Genomic DNA, 19,441 nt, shown 5'->3' with positions numbered 1-19,441 from the left:
CCGTGTCGTGCGTTCCTCGCGGGGCGTCGACGCGGGCCGTCTCGGCGTCCGTCCGGCGGGTCGCCGAGCCGCCGGGTCGCACGCGGGGCTGTCGGGGGCGACCCGTACCCTCTAGTCGTGACCGTCGCCTACCACCGCATGTTCCGCGCACTGCCCACGTACCGCTGGTACCGGCCCGTGCTGGCCGCCGTGCTGGCCGCCGTGCTGGCGGTCGTCTTCTATCTCGTCCTCTCGAACGCCTTCGTGCTCGCCGTGACGGCCGTGCTGCGGGTCGTGGCGGGCGCCGACGCGGTGGGTCGCGTGTACCGGGCGCTGCAGGCCGATCCGCTCGACGCCTCCGAGCCCCTCGTCATGCTGCTGACGCTCGGGTCGATCGTCATGATGCTGCCGTCGGTGCTGCTCGCGACCCGCGCGGCGGGGCTCGGCGGGCCGGGGCGACTCTCGAGCGTCGCGGGGCGCCTGCGCTGGGGCTGGTTGGCCCGCTGCCTCGTGCCGGCCGGGGTGTTCATGGGGCTGACGGTGCTGCTGAGCTCGTTCGCCGTGCCCCTGCTGACCGGCGCGTCGATCGGTCTCGGGCCGGTGACGACCCCGCCCGACGCGCTCGTCTGGTCGCTGGTGGTCATCGTGCTGCTGGTGCCGCTGCAGGCGACGGCCGAAGAGTACGCGTTCCGCGGGTTCGCGATGCAGGCCCTCGGCTCGTGGATCGCCTGGCCCGTGGTCGCGATCGTGCTGCCGACCATCGCGTTCGCCGCCGCGCACGCGTACAACCCGTGGGGGCTCGCCGATGTCGCCGTCTTCGGGGTGGCCGCGGCCTGGCTCACCTGGCGGACGGGCGGGCTCGAGGCCGCCATCGTCGCCCATGTGCTCAACAACGTCGTGCTGTTCGTGCTGCTGGCGCCGTTCGCGGGCACCCCGTCGAGCGACGGCAGCCCGCTGGGCCTCGCGGTCACCGTCGTCACGACGCCGCTGTACGTGTGGCTCGTCGTGCGGGCGTTCGATGCGGCGGGGCTCGGACGCTCCTCCCCAGACGGCCTCGTCGGGGTGGTTCCCACCAGGAGGCACGGGGCCGACGAGCCTGTCGGTCGCGCCTCCTAGACTCGCCTGGTGACCAACGCTCCCACCACCTCCGCCGTCGCCCGACCGGCCTCCGCCGCACCCCTCGACGTGCTGCAGCGGGTCTTCGGCTACGACGACTTCCGGGGGCAGCAGGCGGCGATCATCGAGCAGGTGGTCGGCGGCGGCGACGCTCTCGTGCTGATGCCGACCGGTGGCGGCAAGTCGCTCTGCTACCAGGTGCCCGCTCTCGTGCGAGAGGGCACGGGCATCGTCGTCTCGCCGCTGATCGCACTGATGCAAGATCAGGTCGACGCCCTCGAGGCGGTCGGCGTGCGTGCCGAGTTCCTGAACTCGACCCAAGACCCCGACACGCGGCGCGAGGTCGAGCGGGCCTTCGTCGCCGGCGAGCTCGACATGCTCTACCTGGCACCCGAGCGGCTGCGGCTCGACTCGACCAAAGACCTCCTCGACCGCGCGCGACTGTCGCTCTTCGCCATCGACGAGGCGCACTGCGTGGCGCAGTGGGGCCACGACTTCCGCCCCGACTACCTCGAGCTCTCGGTGCTGCACCAGCGCTGGCCCGACGTGCCCCGCATCGCCCTGACGGCGACGGCCACCGAGACGACGCATCGCGAGATCTCGGCCCGGCTCGAGCTCGACGACGCCGCGCACTTCGTCGCCGACTTCGACCGGCCCAACATCCAGTACCGCATCGAGTCGAAAGACGGCCCTCAGCAGCAGCTGCTGCGGTTCATCCGCGCCGAGCACGACGGCGACGCCGGCATCGTCTACTGCCTGTCGCGCAAGTCGGTCGAGGGCACGGCCGAGTTCCTGGTCAAGCAGGGCATCGCCGCGCTGCCGTACCACGCGGGTCTCGACGCGGGCGTGCGGGCCCGCAACCAGTCGAGGTTCCTCCGCGAAGACGGCATCGTGATGGTCGCGACGATCGCGTTCGGCATGGGCATCGACAAGCCCGACGTGCGCTTCGTGGCCCACCTCGATCTGCCGAAGTCGGTCGAGGGCTACTACCAAGAGACGGGGCGAGCGGGTCGCGACGGCCTGCCGTCGACCGCCTGGCTCGCCTACGGGCTGCAGGACGTCATGCAGCAGCGCCGCATGATCGACCAGTCGGAGGGCGACGCCGACCACCGGCGCAAGCTCAGCGCCCACCTCGACGCCATGCTCGCGCTCTGCGAGACCGTCGAGTGCCGACGCGTGCAGCTGCTCGGCTACTTCGGCCAGACGAGCACCCCGTGCCACAACTGCGACACCTGTCTGACGCCGCCCCAGGCGATCGACGGCACCGTCGCCGCGCAGAAGCTGCTCTCGACGGTCGTGCGCCTCAAGCGCGAGCGCGACCAGCAGTTCGGCGCCGGTCAGATCATCGACATCCTGCTCGGCAAGACCACCCCGCGCATCACGCAGAACCGGCACGAGCAGCTCGCGACATTCGGCATCGGCTCCGAGCTCACCGAGATCGAATGGCGGGGCGTCGTCCGGCAGCTGCTCGCCCAGGGCATCCTCGCCGTGTCGCCCGACGGCTACGGCACGCTGCTGATCACCGATGCGGCGGGCGAGGTGCTCTCGGGGGGCAGGCCGGTGCGGCTCCGCAAGGAGCCCGAGCGCGCACCCCGCGCGGCTCGGTCGCGTTCGGGGTCGGCCTCGGGTGCGCGGGGTTCGCGAGCGGGCGCCGGTGCGGCCGATCTCGACGCCGCCGATCAGCCTCTCTTCGAGACCCTGCGCCAGTGGCGGGCGGGCATCGCGAAGGCTCAGGGTGTGCCCGCGTACGTGGTCTTCGGCGACGCGACCCTGCGCGGTATCGCATCCACCCGTCCGACCTCGTTCGACCAGCTCGCCACCATCAGCGGCGTCGGCCAGAAGAAGCTCGACACCTACGGTCAGCAGGTGCTCGACGTCGTCGGCGGCACGTCGCCAGAAGACGCGGCTGAGGCGGCGGCTTCGGCGCCCTCGGCCGGGTCGAGTGGCGCCGAGGCGCCCCGGGCCGAGCCCGCCCGCACCGCACCGACTCCCGCGCGCTCCAGCCGAGGCGAGCCCGCTCGCGCTCGGCCCGCCCCGACGCGCCCGCCTCGCGACGAGCCGCCCCACGACGACGCGCCGCCGTACGACGAGCCGCCCTTCGACCCGTACGACGAGAGCGTCCCGCCCGACGACTGGCGCTGAACCGTCGGTGCGCTGAACCGTCGGCGTGCTGGGCCTCCGGGGCGCCGAGCCGGCCGGCGTCCGCGCGGCTGGCTGCTCGTGCGCGGAGCCGGGTCTGTTGACGGCTCGTGCGCGGCGCCGGGGCGACTAGGGCCGCGTGCGCGACCGCTGGGTCAGCAGCACGAGCGACAGCGTCGTCAGCAGCATCGCTCCCCAACCGCCGGCGAACGGACCGCCGTTCAGCTGCGAGACGTACGCGGCGGCGAGCATCAGCCCGCCGGTCACCGGGCTCAACGCGTACACGAGCGGAACGCTCAGCGGCGGTCGGACCCCGCCCCGCCTCACAGTGACGCGCACCGCCACGATCATCGTGGTCAGGAAGAACGACAGCAGCGCCGACGACACGTAGAGCATCCGGGCGACCATGCCCGCCACAGGGCCGAGAGCGTCCGGCGTCACCGACAGGGCACCCGCGAACGCGAGCACCCCGAACAAGCCGTGGACGACCGGCGAGAGCAGGTAGATCGTCCGCCGGGCGAGACCCGCGGGCAGGGGGACGACCGCGTCCGCCGGCTCCGCGAGCGCGCCCGCGCCCGCGTCGGCGTCCGTCGCGTCGAGCACGAGAGCGTCCACCTCGACGGATCCGGATGCACCTCTCCGCAGTCGCGTCCCCCGCGCTGCGCTTCGCTTCGTCGTCATCCCCACGGGCCGAGCATAGGAGGCGCCCCGCACCTCGGCAATCCTCCATAACGGGGACACGGCCCGTCTCGCCCCGATACCGCCCGGTGCACGTGCGCATCACCCGTCACGGCCACCCCGACGGTCGACCGGGTGGTCGCCTCCGGCGCCCCGCCCGCGAGCCCCCGCCCGCGAGCCCCTGCCTCCGGCGCCCCGCCCGCGAGCCCTCACCTGCGAGCCCCTGCCCGCGAGCCCCAGCCTGTGAAGCTGCTGCGGACTCGGAGACCGGGCCGTCCTCGGTGGAATGCCCGCGCCTCCTCGGTGGTTCGGCTCGGGGTGCGCTCCGGCGCACGTCGACATCCGTCTATGAAAGGACTCACTGTGAGCCTGTTCTCCTCCGCCACGTTCGGCGACCTCGTGCTCTCGAACCGTGTCACCATGGCGCCGCTGACCCGCGTCCGCGCCAGCGAGGGCGACGTCCCCGGCGACCTGCCGGTCGAGCACTACTCGCAGCGAGCCACGATGGGTCTCATCGTGACCGAGGGCACCTGGCCGACGCAGGAGGGCAAGGCGTACCCGGGGCAGCCCGGCATCGTCACCGACGAGCAGGTCGCCGGCTGGAAGCGCGTCGCCGACGCCGTGCACGCGAAGGGCGGCACGATCGTCATGCAGGTGATGCACGGCGGTCGCGTCACGCACACCGAGGTCACCGGCACCGAGCGCATCGTGGGCCCGAGCGCGGTCGCCATCGACGGCGTCGTCCGCACCCCCGACGGCAAGCGCGACTACCCCGTGCCCCACGCCCTCACCACCGAGGAGGTGCACCAGGTGATCGCAGACATCGTCACCGCCTCGAAGCGCGCCGTCCTCGAGGCGGGACTCGACGGCGTCGAGCTGCACAGCGCCAACGGCTACCTGCTGCACGAGTTCCTGTCGCCCGTCTCGAACGTGCGCACCGACGAGTTCGGCGGCACCCCCGAGAACCGCGCGCGACTCAGCATCGACACCGCGGTCGCCGTCGCCGACGCCATCGGCGCCGGTCGTGTGGGCATCCGCATCTCGCCGATGCACAACATCCAGGACGTCGTCGAGACCGACGTCGACGACGTCACCGCCACGTACGACGCCCTCGTCGACGGTCTCGCACCGCTCGGCCTGTCGTACCTGAGCATCCTGCACGCCGACCCGCGCGGCGAGCTCGTGCAGCGACTCCGTCGCCGCTTCGACGGCAACGTCATCCTGAACAGCGGATTCGGCACCGTCACCGACCTGGCCGAGGCCCGCGACCTGGTCGAGAGCGGCTTCGCCGACGCCATCGCGGTGGGTCGCCTCGCGATCGCGAACCCCGACCTCGTCGCCCGCTGGGAGCGCGGCACCGAGCTGAACGAGCCCGACCCGAGCACGTTCTACGGCCCGGGCGCCGAGGGGTACACCGACTACCCGACGCTCGCGAGCGTCTCGAGCTAGTCGGCTCGGGCCCGCCCGCCCGCGACACACGCTCCACCCGCCGCCGCACCCGTCCGGTGGTCAGAACCCGCCCTTCGCGTCGCGGAGGGGGGCGTCTTCTGCCCACCGTGCGGGTGCGGTTGCGCGTGCGGTGCGGGCGCGGTCCGCTGTGTTCGGTGGTCAGAACGTGCCCTTCGCGTCGCTTGCGGGGGAGCTTCCTGCCCACCGTGCGGGATCCAGGCGACTCCCCGCAGACGCCCGAGCGGCGGCGGATACGATCGACGAGCGGCACCGCACCGGCCGCGAGGAGAAGACCGTGACGAACTCGTACCTGCCGCCGCTGTTCGAGCAGCTGGCGGCCCGTCTGCGGCGGGCCCTGCCCGGCGTCGAGATCGACGGGCGTCCGTCCGACTACCTCGTCGGCGGCGCCGCCCTCCGCCTGCGTCTCGGCCACCGTCTCTACCTCGACCTCGCCGACGACGGCCGCGACTGGTTCGTCGCCGGTCTGTCGGCCGACTCCACCGGCGTGACCCCGGTCGCCGACCGCTCGGTCGAGCGCCTCGGGCTGCCGCTGCACAGCGATCAGGCGGTCGTCGTCGATGCCGTCGTCGCCTCGGTCGGGCGCTGGGCCGAGGCGGTGGGGGCCGACGAGGCGGATGCGCCGGCCGTCCTCGCCCGCCGACCCGCGCCTCCTGCGATCCCCGCGCCCGCCGCCTTCGGGGCGCCGACCCCCGCGCCCTACGTGCCCCGCGACCGGGCCCACGGCCCCGACGAGTACTGGCAGCCGACGCCCGAGGGGTCGCCCAGCCCGCTGCGTCGTCGGCGGCCGCTCATCGCCATCGTCGCGGTGGTCGTGATCGTGATGCTCGGGCTGTCGTCCGTCGGCCTCATCGGGGCCGTGCGCGGCATCGTCGACTCGGCCTCGGGCAGCGGCGTCGGCACAGGCGCCGACGGCGGCTCGGGCGGCAGTGCGGACGGCAGCGGCTCGGGCACCCCCGTCGAGGAGCTGCGCCTGGGCGACTGCTTCTCGTTCGGACAGGGCACCACCGGCGGGGTCGTCGTCGAGGTCGAACGACAGGACTGCACGACACCGCACGACAACGAGGTCTTCTTCGAGGACGAGGCCCCCGACGTCGAGTTCCCGGGCGATCAGGCCCTCAGCGAGGCCGCCGACCAGCTCTGCTACGACGCGTTCCCCGGGTTCGTCGGCGTCGAGTTCGAGGAGTCCGTGGTCGGCTACGACTTCCTCCAGCCCACCGAGGAGGGCTGGCGTGCGGGCGACCGCATCATCAGCTGCTACCTCTACGTCGAGGGCCAGACGCTGACGAGCAGCCTGCGCGGCTACGGCGGTTGACCGCCAGGGCCCGGAGGAGGCGCGGGTCGGCCCCGAGGAGGCGCGGCTCGGCCCCGTAGAATCGACCCACCGAGCACGTCGTCACCCGAGTCGACGCCGCAGCGAGAGGACGACGCGTGACGCTGGTCGATCGACTGTTCCGCCAAGACGACTGGCGGACCGTGCCGAACGCGATCACCCTGGTGCGCCTCCTGCTGCTGCCGGTGTTCATCGTGCTGATCGTCGACCGGCACTACTGGTCGTCGATGGTGGTCATCGCCGTCGTCTTCCTGACGGACTTCGTCGACGGCTTCGTCGCCCGCAAGACGAACTCGATCTCCGAGCTCGGCAAGTGGCTCGACCCGGTCGCCGACCGGCTGACCGTCATCGCCGTCGTGGCCGCGTTCGCACTCGGCGGGCTGCTGCCCTGGCCGGTCTTCGTGCTGATCCTGCTGCCCGACGTGCTGCTGAGCATCGTGTCGCTCGTCGCGTTCGGCGGGGCGTCGTTCCCGGTCACGTGGGTCGGCAAGGTGCGCACCGCGTTCATCTTCACGGGGTTGCTGCTGCTGCTCGTCGGGGTCGCTCTGGTCGATCAGGGGCGGGTCGACGGGGCCGCGGGGCTCGAGTCGGTCGGGCAGACGGTCGAGACGGTCGCCTCCGTCCTCCTCGTGATCGGACTGATCGGGCACTACGTCGCCGCGGTGATCTACGGGGTCGCCCTCGGTCGGCGCATGCGCGACCGCTAGTCCGCGGGGCGGGCGATGCGGCGGCCGGCCTTCGAGGCGGGCGGTGCGGCAGCTGGTTGCTGCGCGGCGCCTGCGGCGTAGCGTTCAGGGCATGACTCGCATCACCACACCGTTCACCGCCCGCAGCACCGCGCACGAGGTCGTCGAGGGGCTCGACCTCGCCGGCACCCGCATCGTCGTCACCGGTGGAGCGTCGGGCATCGGCGTCGAGACCGCCCGTGCGCTGGTCTCCGCCGGAGCCGACGTCACCATCGCCGCCCGCAAGATGGACCAGGCCGAGGAGGTGCTGGCCGACATCCGCCGGTCCACCGACTCGGGCACGGTGCGGGCCGCCTACCTCGACCTGGAGAAGCGCGACACCCTGCAGGCGTTCGCCGACGACTGGCAGGGCCCGCTCGACGTGCTGATCGACAACGCCGGTGTCATGGCGACGCCTGAGACCCGCACCCCCGAGGGGTGGGAGCTGCAGTTCAGCAACAACCACCTCGGCCACTTCGCGCTCGCGAACGCCCTGCGGGGCGCGCTGGTCGAGGGCGCCCAGGCGTCGGGATCCCCGTCGCGGTTGGTGTCGCTCAGCTCGACCGGTCACCACAGGTCGCCCGTCGTGTTCGATGACGTGATGTTCGAGCGCCGCGAGTACGACCCGTGGGCGGCGTACGGCCAGTCGAAGACGGCCAACTCGCTCTTCGCCGTCGGCGTCACGAGCCGCTGGGCCGACGACGGCGTGCTCGCGAACGCGGTGCACCCGGGCGGCATCATGACGCCGCTGCAGCGTCACCTGCCGAAGCAGGAGATGATCGACCGCGGCTGGATCGACGCCGACGGCACGCCGAACCCGGCGTTCAAGTCGACCGAGCAGGGCGCCGCGACGTCGGTGTTCGTGGCCGTGCACCCGCTGGTCGAGGGCGTCGGCGCCCGCTACTTCGAAGACGTGAACGAGGCCGAGCCGTTCAGCGACGACGCCCCCGGCCGTGGGGTGAAGGGCTACGCCCTCGACGCCGAGCAGGCCGACCGCCTCTGGGGTCTCAGCGAGCAGCTGCTCGGCTAGTCCGCGCTGCGGTGCGCAGTGCTGCGCCGCGCCGCCCTGGCGATCGAGGTGACCCGAACAGGGTCTCCAGAGGCACTGGACTACCCTTTCGGGTCACCTCGATGCCGGTCGGTTTCGCCCCGGCGATCGAGGTGACCCGAAAGGTGCCCTTGAAGGCACCGGACTAGCCTTTCGGGTCACTTCGGCGTGCCGGTCAGCTCTGCGCGAGCTGGGGGTAGACCGCTTCGAGCGGGGCCGAGAGGCCGGCCTTGAGCTGACGGGACGTGTCGTCGGCGAGGACCTCGTGCTGGCCCGCCTCGGTCGCATCGAAGACCAGCGCGACGAGGTCGGCCGGGTCGGTCTTCGCGTCGGTGACGCCGGCGGCCATCGCCGTGTCGACGTAACCGACGTGCACCCCGACGACCTGCACCCCGGCGGGCTGCAGCTCGAGTCGCAGCGAGTTGGTCGCCGACCAGAGCGCGGCCTTCGTCGCCGAGTAGATGCCGGCCACGGCGAACCACGAGAGCGCGGAGTGGATGTCGATGATCGCCGTGCCGCCTCCGCGGGCCGCGAGGAGCGGCGCGTAGGCCCGGGCGAGGAACAGCGGGCCGAAGAAGTTCGTCTCGACGTTGGCGCGGATCTCGTCGTCGGTGTGGCTCAGGATGCCCGGCGTGGGGGCGTTCGCGCCGGCGTTGTTGATCAGGACGGTGACGTCGGGGGCGGCTTCCACGACCGCGGCGATGGAGGCGGCGTCGGTGACGTCGAGCGTGAGCGGCACGACGCGCTCGTCGTCCCAGGTGCGCGGGGTGCGCGCGGTGGCGTAGACCTTGGCGGCCCCGCGGGCGAGTGCGGCCTCGACGAACCGGGTGCCGATGCCCCCGTTCGCTCCGGTGACGAGTACGACGGCGTTGGTGAGAGAGGTCATGAGGGTCTTCCTGTCGATGATGCGAAGATGATGCGGCCCCGATCGGACCGCCTCGGACTGACTACTGTCATAATCGAGTGCAGTCAGTTTCTATTCCAGGAGGATCCATGTCGTCGACATCCGCGCCGTCCGGTCGGCGTGAGCGCAACAAGCAGGAGAAGCTCGAGCGCATCACCCGCGCCGCCTCCGACCTGTTCGCCCAGCACGGCGTCGACGACGTCACGACGCAGCAGATCGCCGAGGCGGCCGACATCGGCGCCGGCACGCTGTTCCTCTACGCGAAGACGAAGGGCGAGCTGCTGCTGCTCGCGCAGAACGACAACTACGCCCGTTCGCTCGAACGCGGTCGCGTCGACGCCGCCGAGGCTGCGACCACGCTCGATGCGGTGCTGGCCGTCGTCACGCCGATCGTCGAGTGCAACCGGGCTCAGGTCGAGAACGGCCGCACGTATCTGCGCGAGATGGTGTTCGGCGACCCGGCCGAGCCGCATCATGCCGAGGCTCTCTCGATCGTCGCGCAGACGGAGGCGCTGATCGCCGAGCTGATCGCCGATCGATCGGGCGTCGAGGCCGCGCAGGCGGCGACGCTCGCCCATGTCGTGTCGGCCGTCCAGCTGGTCGTGATGGCCTCAGCGGTCGACGAGGCGACGACCGTCGTCGATGTCGTGGCGACGATCAGGGCGCAGCTCGAGGCCGTGCTGCCGCGCTGACCCCGCCGGGCTCGGCAGCCGCACCTGCACCCGCCGTCGCAGCGGCATCCGCACCCCCGCCCGCGCAGCCGCCCCCGCACCTGCGCCGAGTTCGAAGGTGCCTCCGGCAGGGCGCTGAGCGCAGCGGGATCGGCCCGGTCACGCCCCGGTGACGACGGCCTTGCCGCGGATGCTGCTCGTGCCGAGCGCCGAGAGTGCCACCGGTGTCTCGGCGAAGGCGAAGGTCGCCCCGACGACGGGTCGGATGGCGCCCGACTCGACCAGCGCGGCGATCTCCCGCAGCTGTCGTCCGTCGGCGCGCATGAAGAGGAACTCGTAGGTCACGCCGAGCTTCCGGGCCTTGCTGCGGACGCTGCGGCTGAGGCCGGCGATGACGAGTCGGAGCACGGGGTTGAGTCGTGCCTGCTTCGCGAACGCGGGGTCGGGCGGGCCGTTGATGCCGACCACCTTGCCGCCGGGTCGCAGAACGCGCAGCGACTTCTCGAGGTTCTCGCCGCCGAGGCTGTCGAGCACGAAGTCGTAGCCCGACAGCTGGGTCGCGAAGTCCTGGCTGCGGTAGTCGACGACGACGTCGGCACCCAGCTCTCGGACGAAGTCCGCGTTCGCCGAGGAGGCGGTGGTCGCCACGGTCGCGCCGAGGTGCTTCGCGAGCTGGATCGCGATGGACCCGACGCCACCCGACCCGGCGTGGATCAACACCTTCTGCCCGGGGCCGACCCGGCCCTTCTCGACGAGGGCCTGCCAGGCGGTCAGAGCGACCAGCGGCAGCGAGGCCGCCTCGACCGGGCTGATGCTCGACGGCGCGATGGCGACGTCGGCTTCATCGACGGCGATGCGCTCGGCGAACGTGCCGATGCGGGGGTCGCGCGGGCGGGCGAAGACCTCGTCGCCAGGCTTGATCGACCGCACCCTCGCGCCGACTGCGATCACCGTGCCGGCGACGTCGTGGCCGAGGGTGAAGGGGGTCTTGTACGGCAGGATCAGCTTGAACTCGCCCTTGCGGATCTTCTCGTCGAGCTGGTTCAGCCCTGCTGCCAGGACCTTGACCAGCACGTCGTGGTCGCCGACGACGGGCTCGGCGACATCGGCCTCGCGCAGAGGCTTCTTGTACTCGTCGACGATGATCGCTCGCATGGTGTCTCCTCTGACATGGGGCTCTAGATGACCATGCTCAATAGTGAGTCAACTCAGTCATATTGTCAAGACCCACGCGAGATCACGCCTCGAGGACGCGTCCGCACAGAAGAAGACCCCGGTGCGGGCACCGGGGTCTTCTTCTCGTGAGGTCGACGACCGAGTCTCAGGAACTCGGTTCTGCCGAACTCAGCGGTTGAGCTTGGAGGCCTTCTTCACGGCCGCCTTGCGCGCCTTCGCGACGTCCTTCTTCGCGACGGCGCGTGCCTTCTTCACCTTGGGGTCGTTCCAGAAGGAGTCGAGGTAGTTCGAGATCTGCTTGTAGCGACCCTTGCCGGCCTTGGCTCCGTAGGTGTACGCGATGAACGCGATGACGGCGATGACGAGGTAACGGAAACGCATGGGGTCCTCCCGGTGGGCGATCTGTGGTCCGTACGACGGTAGTCCTCCGGGCTGGGCGGATGTCCGCCCGGCCCGGAGGCGACCAGGGCTCCGGTCAGACGGAGCGGCGACGACGGGCGACGACGAGGGCGCCGAGCCCGAGGGCGACGAGGATCCCGCCGATCACACCGGCCGACGCGAGACGCTCGTCGGTGCCGGTGAAGGCGAGGGCCGAACCGCCGGCCGTCGTCCCCTGCCCGCTCGTCGCCGGCGACGTGCCCACGCCGCCGGTGGCGCCGGAGACGGAACCCTCGGCACCGGTCGCAGCGGGGACGACCACGGGCTCCACGACGGTGAAGCTGACCGAGGTCGACGGCGAGATGCGTCGCACCGCCGCGGGGTCGGAGGCGAGGTCACCGGCGAAGGTCGCCGAACGGACCGTGTAGGTGTAGCGGCCCGGCTCCTCCAGGAAGGGGATGCTGAACGTGCCGTCCGCGCCCACCCGGTAGACCCCGCGGGCCCCGGGGTCGCGTCCGGTCAGCGTAGCCTCGACCCATCCGCCGGCGACGCCGGTGCCCTCGAAGACGAACTGCGCGGCCGGACGGGTCGGGGGCACGTAACCGGCGGGTGCGCCGATGTAGTCGGTCGGGAACTCGCTGTCGGTCGTGTACGTCGCACCGGCACGGGGCGAGGTGATGGTCGGGGTGGCCAGGGTCACGGGACGCAGGTCGATGGCCCGGCCGCCGGCGATGGGCGACTTCTCGCTCAGCTGCGCACCGGTCGAGGTCACGAGGTACTGACGCGTGCTGATCCGCCACTTGCCCGACGGGATGACCGCGTCGTAGCTGAGCCTTCCCGACGCAGGGATGGTGGGCTCGGGCACGGCGGTCCGATAGCGGTTGCCGCCGATCTCGCGGTACGAGAACTCGGCCTTGGCACCGGGCACGCCCGTGATGACGATCCGCACCGGGCCGTTGTCGCCGTTCGCGCCCTGCGCCGTCGTCGGCTCGATCTGCGCGCCGTCGATCGGCGAGATCATCACCGGCGCGGCGGGGGCCGCCTCGAAGGCGGTCTCGAGCACGAAGCGGAACGTGGTCTCGGGTGACGCGTCTCCCGTCGGGGATCCGTCGACGCCGGCCTCGTACTGGCGGACGGTCGTGTTCCAGACCATCGTCGCGAGGGTGAGGGTCGTGCTCCAGGTCCCGTCGGCGGCCACGGGGGTCTCCGCGTAGCGGACGCCCGACAGGGCGGAGGTCGGGTCGAGACGGACCTTGACCACGGCGCCCGGCTGAGCGGTGCCCGTGAAGGTGACGGGAGCCGTGCGGCTGGTGCCGCCGTCCTGCGGGGAGACGGCGACCCTGCTGCCCGCTGCCGGGCCGGTGACGACGGGAGCCGCGGCGATCGCGGCGGCTGCGACGACGTCGTCGTCGATCGCGGCATCGTCGGCGGGCGCCTCGTCGGCGGGAGCGTCCGTGGGTGCGGTGACCGGCGCCTCCTCGGCGATCGGCTCGTCGGCGACGGGCGCGCCTTCGGCGACCGGCGCGTCCTCGGCGACCGGCTCGTCCGCGACCGGCGCCTCTTCGGCGACCGGCGTCTCTGCGGCGACCGGCGCCTCCTCGGCGACCGGCTCGTCGGCGACCGGCTCTTCGGCGACCGGCGTCTCGGCGGTGACCGGCGCCTCCTCGGCGACAGGAGCCTCGGCCGCGGGTGCGGCGCTCGTCTCGCTGGTCGGCGCGACGGCCGGCTCGGCGGCCATGGCCGGCCCGACCGAGATCAGTGCGCCCCCGAGCGCGATCGAGAAGGTGGCCGGGATGGCGAGCGCCTTCTGCCAGGTGGTGTTCATCGTGATGCCCTTCGTGTGGATCGAGCCCCGTCCGATCCGCCCGGATCCACTCGGGCGAGAACCGCCCCCTCCGGTGATCTCCGAGGCGACATCTGCGACGCTACGGGTGCGGAACGGTCGCCGAACGACTCGTTACGGTTCCGTTATGGCATGTCGTCCGCTGGGATGAGGTGTTCTCATCAGTCCGGTCGACGGCGCATGCCGCAGGGCTGACGGCGACTCGCGCAACACCCCCGCCCCCGACCGGAAACACCCCCGCAACACCCCGTCGGTACCGTCGGTGCATGGGCGACCTCTTCACCGGATACGGCGTCAATCGGGGCGGCACGAACGGCGGCGCACGCGGCGGCACCCGCACGACCGGCATCGCCGCCAGCACCCGCACCCCGCCCCGCGCGTGGGACGAGATGTTCGACACCGACGGCCAGGCCCGCCGCGCCTACGCCGACATCCACGCGACCCTCGAGGCCATGACGCAGGACGACCTGCGCGGTCGGACGGCGGCGCTCGCCGACTCGTACCTCGCCCAGGGCGTCACCTTCGACTTCGCGGGGGAGGAGCGCCCGTTCCCCCTCGACGCCGTGCCGCGGGTGGTCGAGCACGACGAGTGGTCGGGGGTCGAGGCCGGCATCGCGCAGCGGGTCAAGGCGCTCGAGGCGTTCCTGGCCGACGTCTACGGGCCGCAGCGTGCGGTGGCCGACGGGGTCATCCCCGCGAGCCTCCTGACCTCGTCGAGTCACTTCCACCGTCAGGCCGCGGGCATCGAGCCCGCCAACGGCGTGCGGATCCAGGTGTCGGGCATCGACCTGATCCGCGACGAGGCGGGCGCCTGGTGCGTGCTCGAAGACAACGTGCGGGTGCCGAGCGGCGTCAGCTACGTCATCTCGAACCGCCGCGTCATGGCGCAGACCCTGCCCGAGCTCTTCGTCTCGATGCGCGTGCGGCCCGTCGGCGACTACCCCAACCGCCTCCTCTCGGCCCTGAAGAAGAGCGCGCCGTCGGGCGTCGACGAGCCCACCGTCGTCGTGCTGACCCCCGGCGTCTTCAACTCGGCCTACTACGAGCACACCCTGCTGGCCCGCCTGATGGGCGTCGAGCTGGTCGAGGGCCGCGACCTCTACTGCTCGGGCGGCCGGGTCTTCATGCGCACCACCGGCGGCCCCGAGCGCGTCGACGTCATCTACCGCAGGGTCGACGACGAGTTCCTCGACCCGCTGCAGTTCCGGGCCGACTCCGTGCTGGGTTCGCCGGGCCTCCTGATGGCCGCCCGCCTCGGCACCGTGACGATCGCCAACGCGGTGGGCAACGGCGTCGCCGACGACAAGCTCGTCTACACGTATCTGCCCGAGCTGATCCGCTACTACCTCGGCGAGGAGGCGCTGCTGCCGAACGTCCGCACCTGGCGTCTCGAAGACCCGGGCGCTCTCGACGAGGTGCTCGACCGGCTCGACGAGCTGGTCGTCAAGCCGGTGGACGGCTCGGGCGGCAAGGGGCTGGTCGTCGGCCCGGCCGCGAGCCGACGCGAGCTCGACGTGCTGCGCGCGCAGCTGCTGGCCGACCCGCGCGGCTGGATCGCGCAGCCGGTCGTGCAGCTGAGCACCATCCCCACCCTCGTCGACGAGGGGCTCCGCGCCCGGCACGCCGACCTGCGGCCCTTCGCCGTGCACGACGGCGACGACGTCTGGGTGCTGCCCGGCGGTCTGACCCGGGTCGCCCTGCCCGAAGGCGAGCTGGTCGTCAACAGCAGCCAGGGCGGCGGCTCGAAGGACACCTGGATCGTCGGCGGCGACGTCAACGCCTGGGCCGGCCACGACGTCAGCGCCCTGATCGCCGAGCAGACGACGCCGACGCAGTCCATCCCGATCATCGCCGACGCCTCGCCGCACGGCGACCACAGCCCCGATCACGCCCCTCAGGACGACCCGCGGAACGACCAGCAGGCCCAGCAGCAGCAGGAGCACGAGCAGCAGCAGCAGCAACAGCGACGAGCCGAGGAGGCGCGGGTCGGTTCACGAGGCCGACCCGCGCCTCCTGCCGGCCCCCGCTCCGACCTCGGGGCACCCACTTCGGAAGGAACCCCATGCTGAGCCGCATCGCCGAGAGCCTGTTCTGGATCGGCCGGTACATCGAGCGGTCCGACGGCACCGCGCGCATCCTCGACGTGCACCTCCAGCTGCTGCTCGAGGATCCGTGGATCGAGGAGGACACCGCCTGCCGCAGCCTCCTCGCCGTCATGGGCAGCGAGGCCCCCGCCGACGTGTCGCTGACCCGGGGCGACGTGCTCTCGATGCTCGCCGTCGACCGGCACAACCCGGCGTCGATCGCGTACTCGCTCGGCGCCGCCCGCGAGAACGCCCGCCGGGCCCGCGAGATCGTCTCGACCGAGCTGTGGGAGTGCCTGAACACCACCCGCGCCCGGATGCCCCGCAAGGTCGCGGACGACAAGGTGCACGAGTTCTTCGCCTGGGTGCGTGAACGCAGCGCCCTCGCCGTGGGCATCATCGAGTCGGCCACGAGTCGCGACGAGGTGTGGCAGTTCTTCACCCTCGGGCGCTCCATCGAGCGCGCCGACATGACGGCCCGGCTGCTCGCCACCCGCACGCTGACGGAGGCGTCGGGGCCGTCGTGGACGACGATCCTCCGCTCGTGCGGCGCCTACGAGGCGTACCTCCGCACCTACAAGGGGGTGCCGAGCGCGCGCAACGCGGCGGAGTTCCTGCTGCTCGACCGGCTCTTCCCGCGCAGCGTCCTGTTCGCGATCAGCCGTGCCGAGGCCTGCCTCCGCGAGGTCGAGCCCGCGAACCATCGTGTGGCGGCGTCGGACAGCGGGGTGCGCATCCTCGGTCAGATGCGCAGCGAGCTCGAGTACAAGCCGATCGGGCGGATCCTCGACGACCTGCCCGGTCAGATGGACGTCGTGCAGGAGGCGACCAGCGCGGCGTCCGAGGCGATCCGTCAGCGGTACTTCCCGACCAGCGCCGCACCCACCTGGGTGGGTGGTCGGTCGTGAGCCGACTGCGCATCAGGCACCAGACCGGGTTCTCGTACCTCGGCGAGGCCGTCGCGAGCTACAACGAGGCGCGCATGCTGCCCGCGCACACCGAGGGGCAGTTCGTCATCTCGTCGCACCTGCGCATCGAGCCGGTCGCGGCGACCCACGAGTACGTCGACTACTGGGGCACCCGGGTGTCGTCGTTCGAGGTGCTGCTGCCGCACCGCCAGCTCTCGCTGACGGCCACGTCGCTGGTCGAGGTGCGACCCGTCGTGCACCCCGACTCCGCGATGGACTGGCACGAGCTGGCCGAGGTCGCCGGCGCCACCACCGAGTTCGTCGAGCACCTCGAGCAGACGCCGCTGACGACGCCGCCCGACGACCTCGTCGCCCTCGCGCGCGAGATCGCGGCGACCGCCTCGTCGCCCTGCGCGGCCGGGCTCGCGATCTGCGAACGCCTCGGCGACGCCGTGGCCTACCTGCCCGGGGTCACCAACGTGAAGACGACGGCCTCGGAGGCGTGGGAGGCGCGGGCCGGGGTCTGCCAGGACATCGCCCACATCACGGTGGGCGCGTTGCGAGCCGCCGGCATCCCCGCCCGGTACGTCAGCGGGTACTTGCACCCGAAGCCGAACGCCGAGCTGCGCGAGACCGTGACAGGGGAGTCGCACGCCTGGGTCGAGTACTTCTGCGGCTCGTGGCACGGCTACGACCCGACCAACCTGATCGACATCGGGGAGCGGCACGTGATCGTCGGCCAGGGGCGCGACTACCGCGACGTGCCGCCGCTCCGCGGGGTGTACGCCGGGTCGTCGAACTCGAAGCTGTTCGTCACGGTGGAGATCACCCGCGAGGCGTGAGGGCCGGCGGGTCGGGGGCTTCGGGGAGGGCGGTGCCGGTGCCGGTGCCGGTGCTGGTGCCGGTGCCGGTGCTGGTGGCGGTGCCGGTGCTGGTTGCGGTGCTCGAGCTGCCTGCTCGGGCCGCGGTGGCGAGTTCGGCGTCGAGCGGACGCAGGCTCGGGTGGTTCGCGACCCCGTCGAGGCCGTGTGTGCCGAAGAGGGTCATGACGGCGGCGATCGGGGCGTCGACGCCGCGCAGACGCAGCGGCGAGGTGATGCCGTCGAACTCGCAGACCAGGGCCCAGTCGCCGACCTCGGGGTAGACGGCCGTCATCGCCGAGTAGTGGAAGCTGACCCACTGCCCGCCCGCGAGGCAGATCAGACGCTGGTTCGACACGACGAGACGGACGTCCTGGTGCTCGCGCCACTGGTCGCGGGCCTGCGCCTCGGCCGATCGTCGAGCCGAGGCGTTGCTCAGCGTCGAGACGGCGAGCCCGGCGAGCACGAACGCGGGGCTGCCGACGAAGAACCTGCTGCCCCCGCCCTGAACGACGGTCTGACCGTAGTAACGCTCGTACTCGACCCCCACGCTGTAGAAGAAGACCTCGCCGGGCTGCGGCACGATCTCCCAGACGGGGATGGTCTGCGGCACCTGCTGATCGAGCAGCGTCCGGCGGAGCCGTCTCGCCTCGGCCCAGGCGGCCTCGCTCGCTGTCGCGCGGTCGACCCTGACGAGCTCGGCGCTGCGCTCGGATCGCGTGTAGCGCCCGGTGCGGTGACGCCAGTCGCGGAAGGTGCGCATCGCGCCTCGGACGGTCAGCACGACCGCGACGACCGCGCACACCGGGATGGCGAGCACGACGGCCAGCGAGGCGATGCTCGACCCGAGGGTCGCGCCGATGGTCGACGAGGAGGAGGTGCCCGTGCCCGTGCTCGTGCTCGAGGTGATGGCGCCGGCGATCAGGGGCAGCACCACGACGGCCAGCACGCCGGCGGCGAGCGGGATGATCCAGCGAAGGTGGCGCCTCATGCCCGCGAGTCTAGGGCGGGCCCCCGGGCAGTCTCTCGGCGGTTCGGCGGGTTCCCGTCATCCGCGGCGGGTCAGCGCTGACCCGCCGCCGATGACGGGAACCCGCCGAACCCTGAGTGGCTCAGTGCAGTGCAGTGCAGTGCAGTGCAGTGCAGTGCAGTGCAGTGCAGTGCAGTGCAGTGCAGCGCAGCTCAGCAGGCGGTGTACGCGTAGGCCGGATCGTCGGCCGGCACGAGGTCGCGGTCGCGCACGATCGTCGTGGGCGCCGGATCGAGCGCTGCGACGCGGTCGCACACCTCGGCGGCCGTGCCCCGCAGGTCGTCGGTGTACTCGACGTCGAACACCAGGGCGCCGTACACGTCCGTGAACGTGTCGCACTCGTCGAAGAGATCGCACTCCTCCGTGATCGCGAAGTCGTAGCCGATCTCGTCTCGACCGCGGGCGCCGAGATCGGCCGTGTTCTTCTGCGCGGCCGCCAGACCGACCTCGTGCGCCTCGGCGACGAGCAGCGTCGCGTAGGCGACCGCGTCGTCTTCGTCGAACGCGCCGTCGGAGCGGGTCCACGAGTCGAGGTTGTCGAACTCCACCGCCTGGTAGCCGGAGTCGGCGCAGCCGTCGATGCTGCTCGCCAGGCGGGCGGCGATCGCCTGACGGTTCGGGTCGGTCGCGATGTCGAGGATGTGCTCGTCGGGCCAGTTCGGGTCGACCAGCGGTTCGCCGCCGGGCAGTCGCACGAGCAGATCGCTCGGCCAGTCGACGCCCGGCTGGGTCTGGAATCCGTTCACGTAGCAGATGCCGTAGGCGCCGTCGGCGGGTTCGTCGGTACTGTCTCGCGCGACGACCGAGGCTCCGTCGGGGACGGCCGACGCGCCTCCTAACTGGTAATCGAACCCCGCGCCGGTCGGGGGCAGGGCGACCTCGGACGAGGAGGCGCTGGCCGCACCGTCACCCGGGCCCGTCGAGCAGGCGGTCACCCCGAGCACGAGCACGGCGCAGGTCGCGAGAGCGGCCACGGATCGTGCGGATCGGCGGGTCGAGCCGACCCGGGCGAGGCTGCGAGGAGAGGTCGGTTCGATGTCGTTCGGCACGAGCCGAGCCTAGGTCACGACGACGAGCCGCCGTCGGGGTCGACGCCTGACCT

General features: G+C 72.0%; 17 protein-coding genes. 10 read left to right on the top strand and 7 right to left on the bottom strand.

Going from position 1 to position 19,441, the window contains the following annotated elements; all coding sequences use genetic code 11:
• Positions 1 to 117 precede the first annotated feature (117 nt).
• On the top strand, positions 118 to 1,095 hold the full coding sequence (locus ACZZY9_RS06900) for a lysostaphin resistance A-like protein (RefSeq protein WP_463463525.1): 978 nt from the start codon (positions 118 to 120) through the stop codon (positions 1,093 to 1,095).
• Positions 1,096 to 1,104: 9 nt separating this feature from the next.
• Positions 1,105 to 3,237: a DNA helicase RecQ gene (recQ, locus tag ACZZY9_RS06895; protein WP_463463524.1), complete on the top strand. Its 2,133-nt coding sequence runs from the start codon at positions 1,105 to 1,107 to the stop codon at positions 3,235 to 3,237.
• Between the two features lie 126 nt (positions 3,238 to 3,363).
• Here recQ and ACZZY9_RS06890 read toward each other — a convergent pair whose 3' ends face one another.
• Positions 3,364 to 3,849, bottom strand: coding sequence for a hypothetical protein (locus ACZZY9_RS06890; protein WP_463463523.1), 486 nt, complete (start codon positions 3,847 to 3,849; stop codon positions 3,364 to 3,366).
• 426 nt (positions 3,850 to 4,275) lie between these two features.
• Between ACZZY9_RS06890 and ACZZY9_RS06885 the strand changes: the two genes are divergently transcribed.
• The 4 genes from ACZZY9_RS06885 to ACZZY9_RS06870 all read left to right on the top strand — a co-directional run bounded on the left by ACZZY9_RS06885 (position 4,276) and on the right by ACZZY9_RS06870 (position 8,467).
• Positions 4,276 to 5,361 (top strand): alkene reductase, encoded by a 1,086-nt coding sequence (locus ACZZY9_RS06885; RefSeq protein ID WP_192060797.1) that lies wholly within the window; start codon positions 4,276 to 4,278, stop codon positions 5,359 to 5,361.
• Between the two features lie 295 nt (positions 5,362 to 5,656).
• On the top strand, positions 5,657 to 6,694 hold the full coding sequence (locus ACZZY9_RS06880; RefSeq protein WP_463463522.1) for a septum formation family protein: 1,038 nt from the start codon (positions 5,657 to 5,659) through the stop codon (positions 6,692 to 6,694).
• Positions 6,695 to 6,810: 116 nt separating this feature from the next.
• Entirely contained in the window at positions 6,811 to 7,419 is a 609-nt protein-coding gene (locus tag ACZZY9_RS06875; protein WP_192060795.1) for a CDP-alcohol phosphatidyltransferase family protein, read from the top strand.
• A 91-nt stretch (positions 7,420 to 7,510) separates the two neighbouring features.
• Positions 7,511 to 8,467, top strand: a complete 957-nt coding sequence (locus ACZZY9_RS06870) for an SDR family NAD(P)-dependent oxidoreductase (RefSeq protein WP_463463521.1) — start codon at positions 7,511 to 7,513, stop codon at positions 8,465 to 8,467.
• A gap of 193 nt (positions 8,468 to 8,660) precedes the next feature.
• On the opposite strand, the gene ACZZY9_RS06865 is transcribed toward ACZZY9_RS06870, so the two are convergent.
• Positions 8,661 to 9,371, bottom strand: a complete 711-nt coding sequence (locus ACZZY9_RS06865) for an SDR family oxidoreductase (protein ID WP_463463520.1) — start codon at positions 9,369 to 9,371, stop codon at positions 8,661 to 8,663.
• A 107-nt stretch (positions 9,372 to 9,478) separates the two neighbouring features.
• Between ACZZY9_RS06865 and ACZZY9_RS06860 the strand changes: the two genes are divergently transcribed.
• Positions 9,479 to 10,081, top strand: a complete 603-nt coding sequence (locus tag ACZZY9_RS06860) for a TetR/AcrR family transcriptional regulator (protein ID WP_463463519.1) — start codon at positions 9,479 to 9,481, stop codon at positions 10,079 to 10,081.
• A gap of 138 nt (positions 10,082 to 10,219) precedes the next feature.
• Here ACZZY9_RS06860 and ACZZY9_RS06855 read toward each other — a convergent pair whose 3' ends face one another.
• The 3 genes from ACZZY9_RS06855 to ACZZY9_RS06845 all read right to left on the bottom strand — a co-directional run bounded on the left by ACZZY9_RS06855 (position 10,220) and on the right by ACZZY9_RS06845 (position 13,439).
• On the bottom strand, positions 10,220 to 11,215 hold the full coding sequence (locus ACZZY9_RS06855; RefSeq protein ID WP_463463518.1) for an NADP-dependent oxidoreductase: 996 nt from the start codon (positions 11,213 to 11,215) through the stop codon (positions 10,220 to 10,222).
• A 189-nt stretch (positions 11,216 to 11,404) separates the two neighbouring features.
• A complete protein-coding gene (locus ACZZY9_RS06850) occupies positions 11,405 to 11,617 on the bottom strand; it encodes a hypothetical protein (protein ID WP_192060790.1) in 213 nt (70 codons plus the stop codon).
• 94 nt (positions 11,618 to 11,711) lie between these two features.
• Entirely contained in the window at positions 11,712 to 13,439 is a 1,728-nt protein-coding gene (locus ACZZY9_RS06845) for a hypothetical protein (RefSeq protein WP_463463517.1), read from the bottom strand.
• A gap of 284 nt (positions 13,440 to 13,723) precedes the next feature.
• Here ACZZY9_RS06845 and ACZZY9_RS06840 point away from each other — a divergent pair, with 284 nt between their 5' ends.
• From ACZZY9_RS06840 to ACZZY9_RS06830, 3 genes are read left to right on the top strand one after another with little or no spacing between them, the layout of a single operon-like run.
• Positions 13,724 to 15,526, top strand: a complete 1,803-nt coding sequence (locus ACZZY9_RS06840) for a circularly permuted type 2 ATP-grasp protein (protein WP_463463516.1) — start codon at positions 13,724 to 13,726, stop codon at positions 15,524 to 15,526.
• Positions 15,520 to 16,449: an alpha-E domain-containing protein gene (locus ACZZY9_RS06835; RefSeq protein WP_192060789.1), complete on the top strand. Its 930-nt coding sequence runs from the start codon at positions 15,520 to 15,522 to the stop codon at positions 16,447 to 16,449. Before ACZZY9_RS06840 ends, ACZZY9_RS06835 begins: the two co-directional genes overlap by 7 nt.
• Positions 16,446 to 17,291: a transglutaminase family protein gene (locus ACZZY9_RS06830; RefSeq protein ID WP_192060788.1), complete on the top strand. Its 846-nt coding sequence runs from the start codon at positions 16,446 to 16,448 to the stop codon at positions 17,289 to 17,291. The genes ACZZY9_RS06835 and ACZZY9_RS06830 overlap by 4 nt, the downstream gene beginning before the upstream one ends.
• On the opposite strand, the gene ACZZY9_RS06825 is transcribed toward ACZZY9_RS06830, so the two are convergent.
• Both ACZZY9_RS06825 and ACZZY9_RS06820 read right to left on the bottom strand, forming a co-directional pair.
• Complete coding sequence (locus tag ACZZY9_RS06825; RefSeq protein ID WP_463463515.1) at positions 17,275 to 18,300, bottom strand: hypothetical protein; 1,026 nt, start codon at positions 18,298 to 18,300, stop codon at positions 17,275 to 17,277. The genes ACZZY9_RS06830 and ACZZY9_RS06825 overlap by 17 nt on opposite strands.
• Before the next feature lie 191 nt (positions 18,301 to 18,491).
• Entirely contained in the window at positions 18,492 to 19,388 is an 897-nt protein-coding gene (locus tag ACZZY9_RS06820) for an endo alpha-1,4 polygalactosaminidase (protein WP_463463514.1), read from the bottom strand.
• Between the last annotated feature and the right edge of the window lie 53 nt (positions 19,389 to 19,441).

It is taken from the genome of Frigoribacterium sp. AC394 (assembly GCF_979258095.1).
The sequence above is the reverse complement of the archived record's forward strand: the minus strand, read 5'-3'. Positions and strand labels throughout refer to the sequence as shown.

Excerpts from the sequence above, each read along its gene's own strand:
- ACZZY9_RS06870 (WP_463463521.1), top strand. The coding sequence starts at position 7,511 with ATGACTCGCATCACCACACCGTTCACCGCCCGCAGCACCGCGCACGAG.
- ACZZY9_RS06865 (WP_463463520.1), bottom strand. The coding sequence starts at position 9,371 with ATGACCTCTCTCACCAACGCCGTCGTACTCGTCACCGGAGCGAACGGG.
- ACZZY9_RS06860 (WP_463463519.1), top strand. The coding sequence starts at position 9,479 with ATGTCGTCGACATCCGCGCCGTCCGGTCGGCGTGAGCGCAACAAGCAG.
- ACZZY9_RS06855 (WP_463463518.1), bottom strand. The coding sequence starts at position 11,215 with ATGCGAGCGATCATCGTCGACGAGTACAAGAAGCCTCTGCGCGAGGCC.
- ACZZY9_RS06850 (WP_192060790.1), bottom strand. The coding sequence starts at position 11,617 with ATGCGTTTCCGTTACCTCGTCATCGCCGTCATCGCGTTCATCGCGTAC.
- ACZZY9_RS06845 (WP_463463517.1), bottom strand. The coding sequence starts at position 13,439 with ATGAACACCACCTGGCAGAAGGCGCTCGCCATCCCGGCCACCTTCTCG.
- ACZZY9_RS06840 (WP_463463516.1), top strand. The coding sequence starts at position 13,724 with ATGGGCGACCTCTTCACCGGATACGGCGTCAATCGGGGCGGCACGAAC.
- ACZZY9_RS06835 (WP_192060789.1), top strand. The coding sequence starts at position 15,520 with ATGCTGAGCCGCATCGCCGAGAGCCTGTTCTGGATCGGCCGGTACATC.
- ACZZY9_RS06825 (WP_463463515.1), bottom strand. The coding sequence starts at position 18,300 with ATGAGGCGCCACCTTCGCTGGATCATCCCGCTCGCCGCCGGCGTGCTG.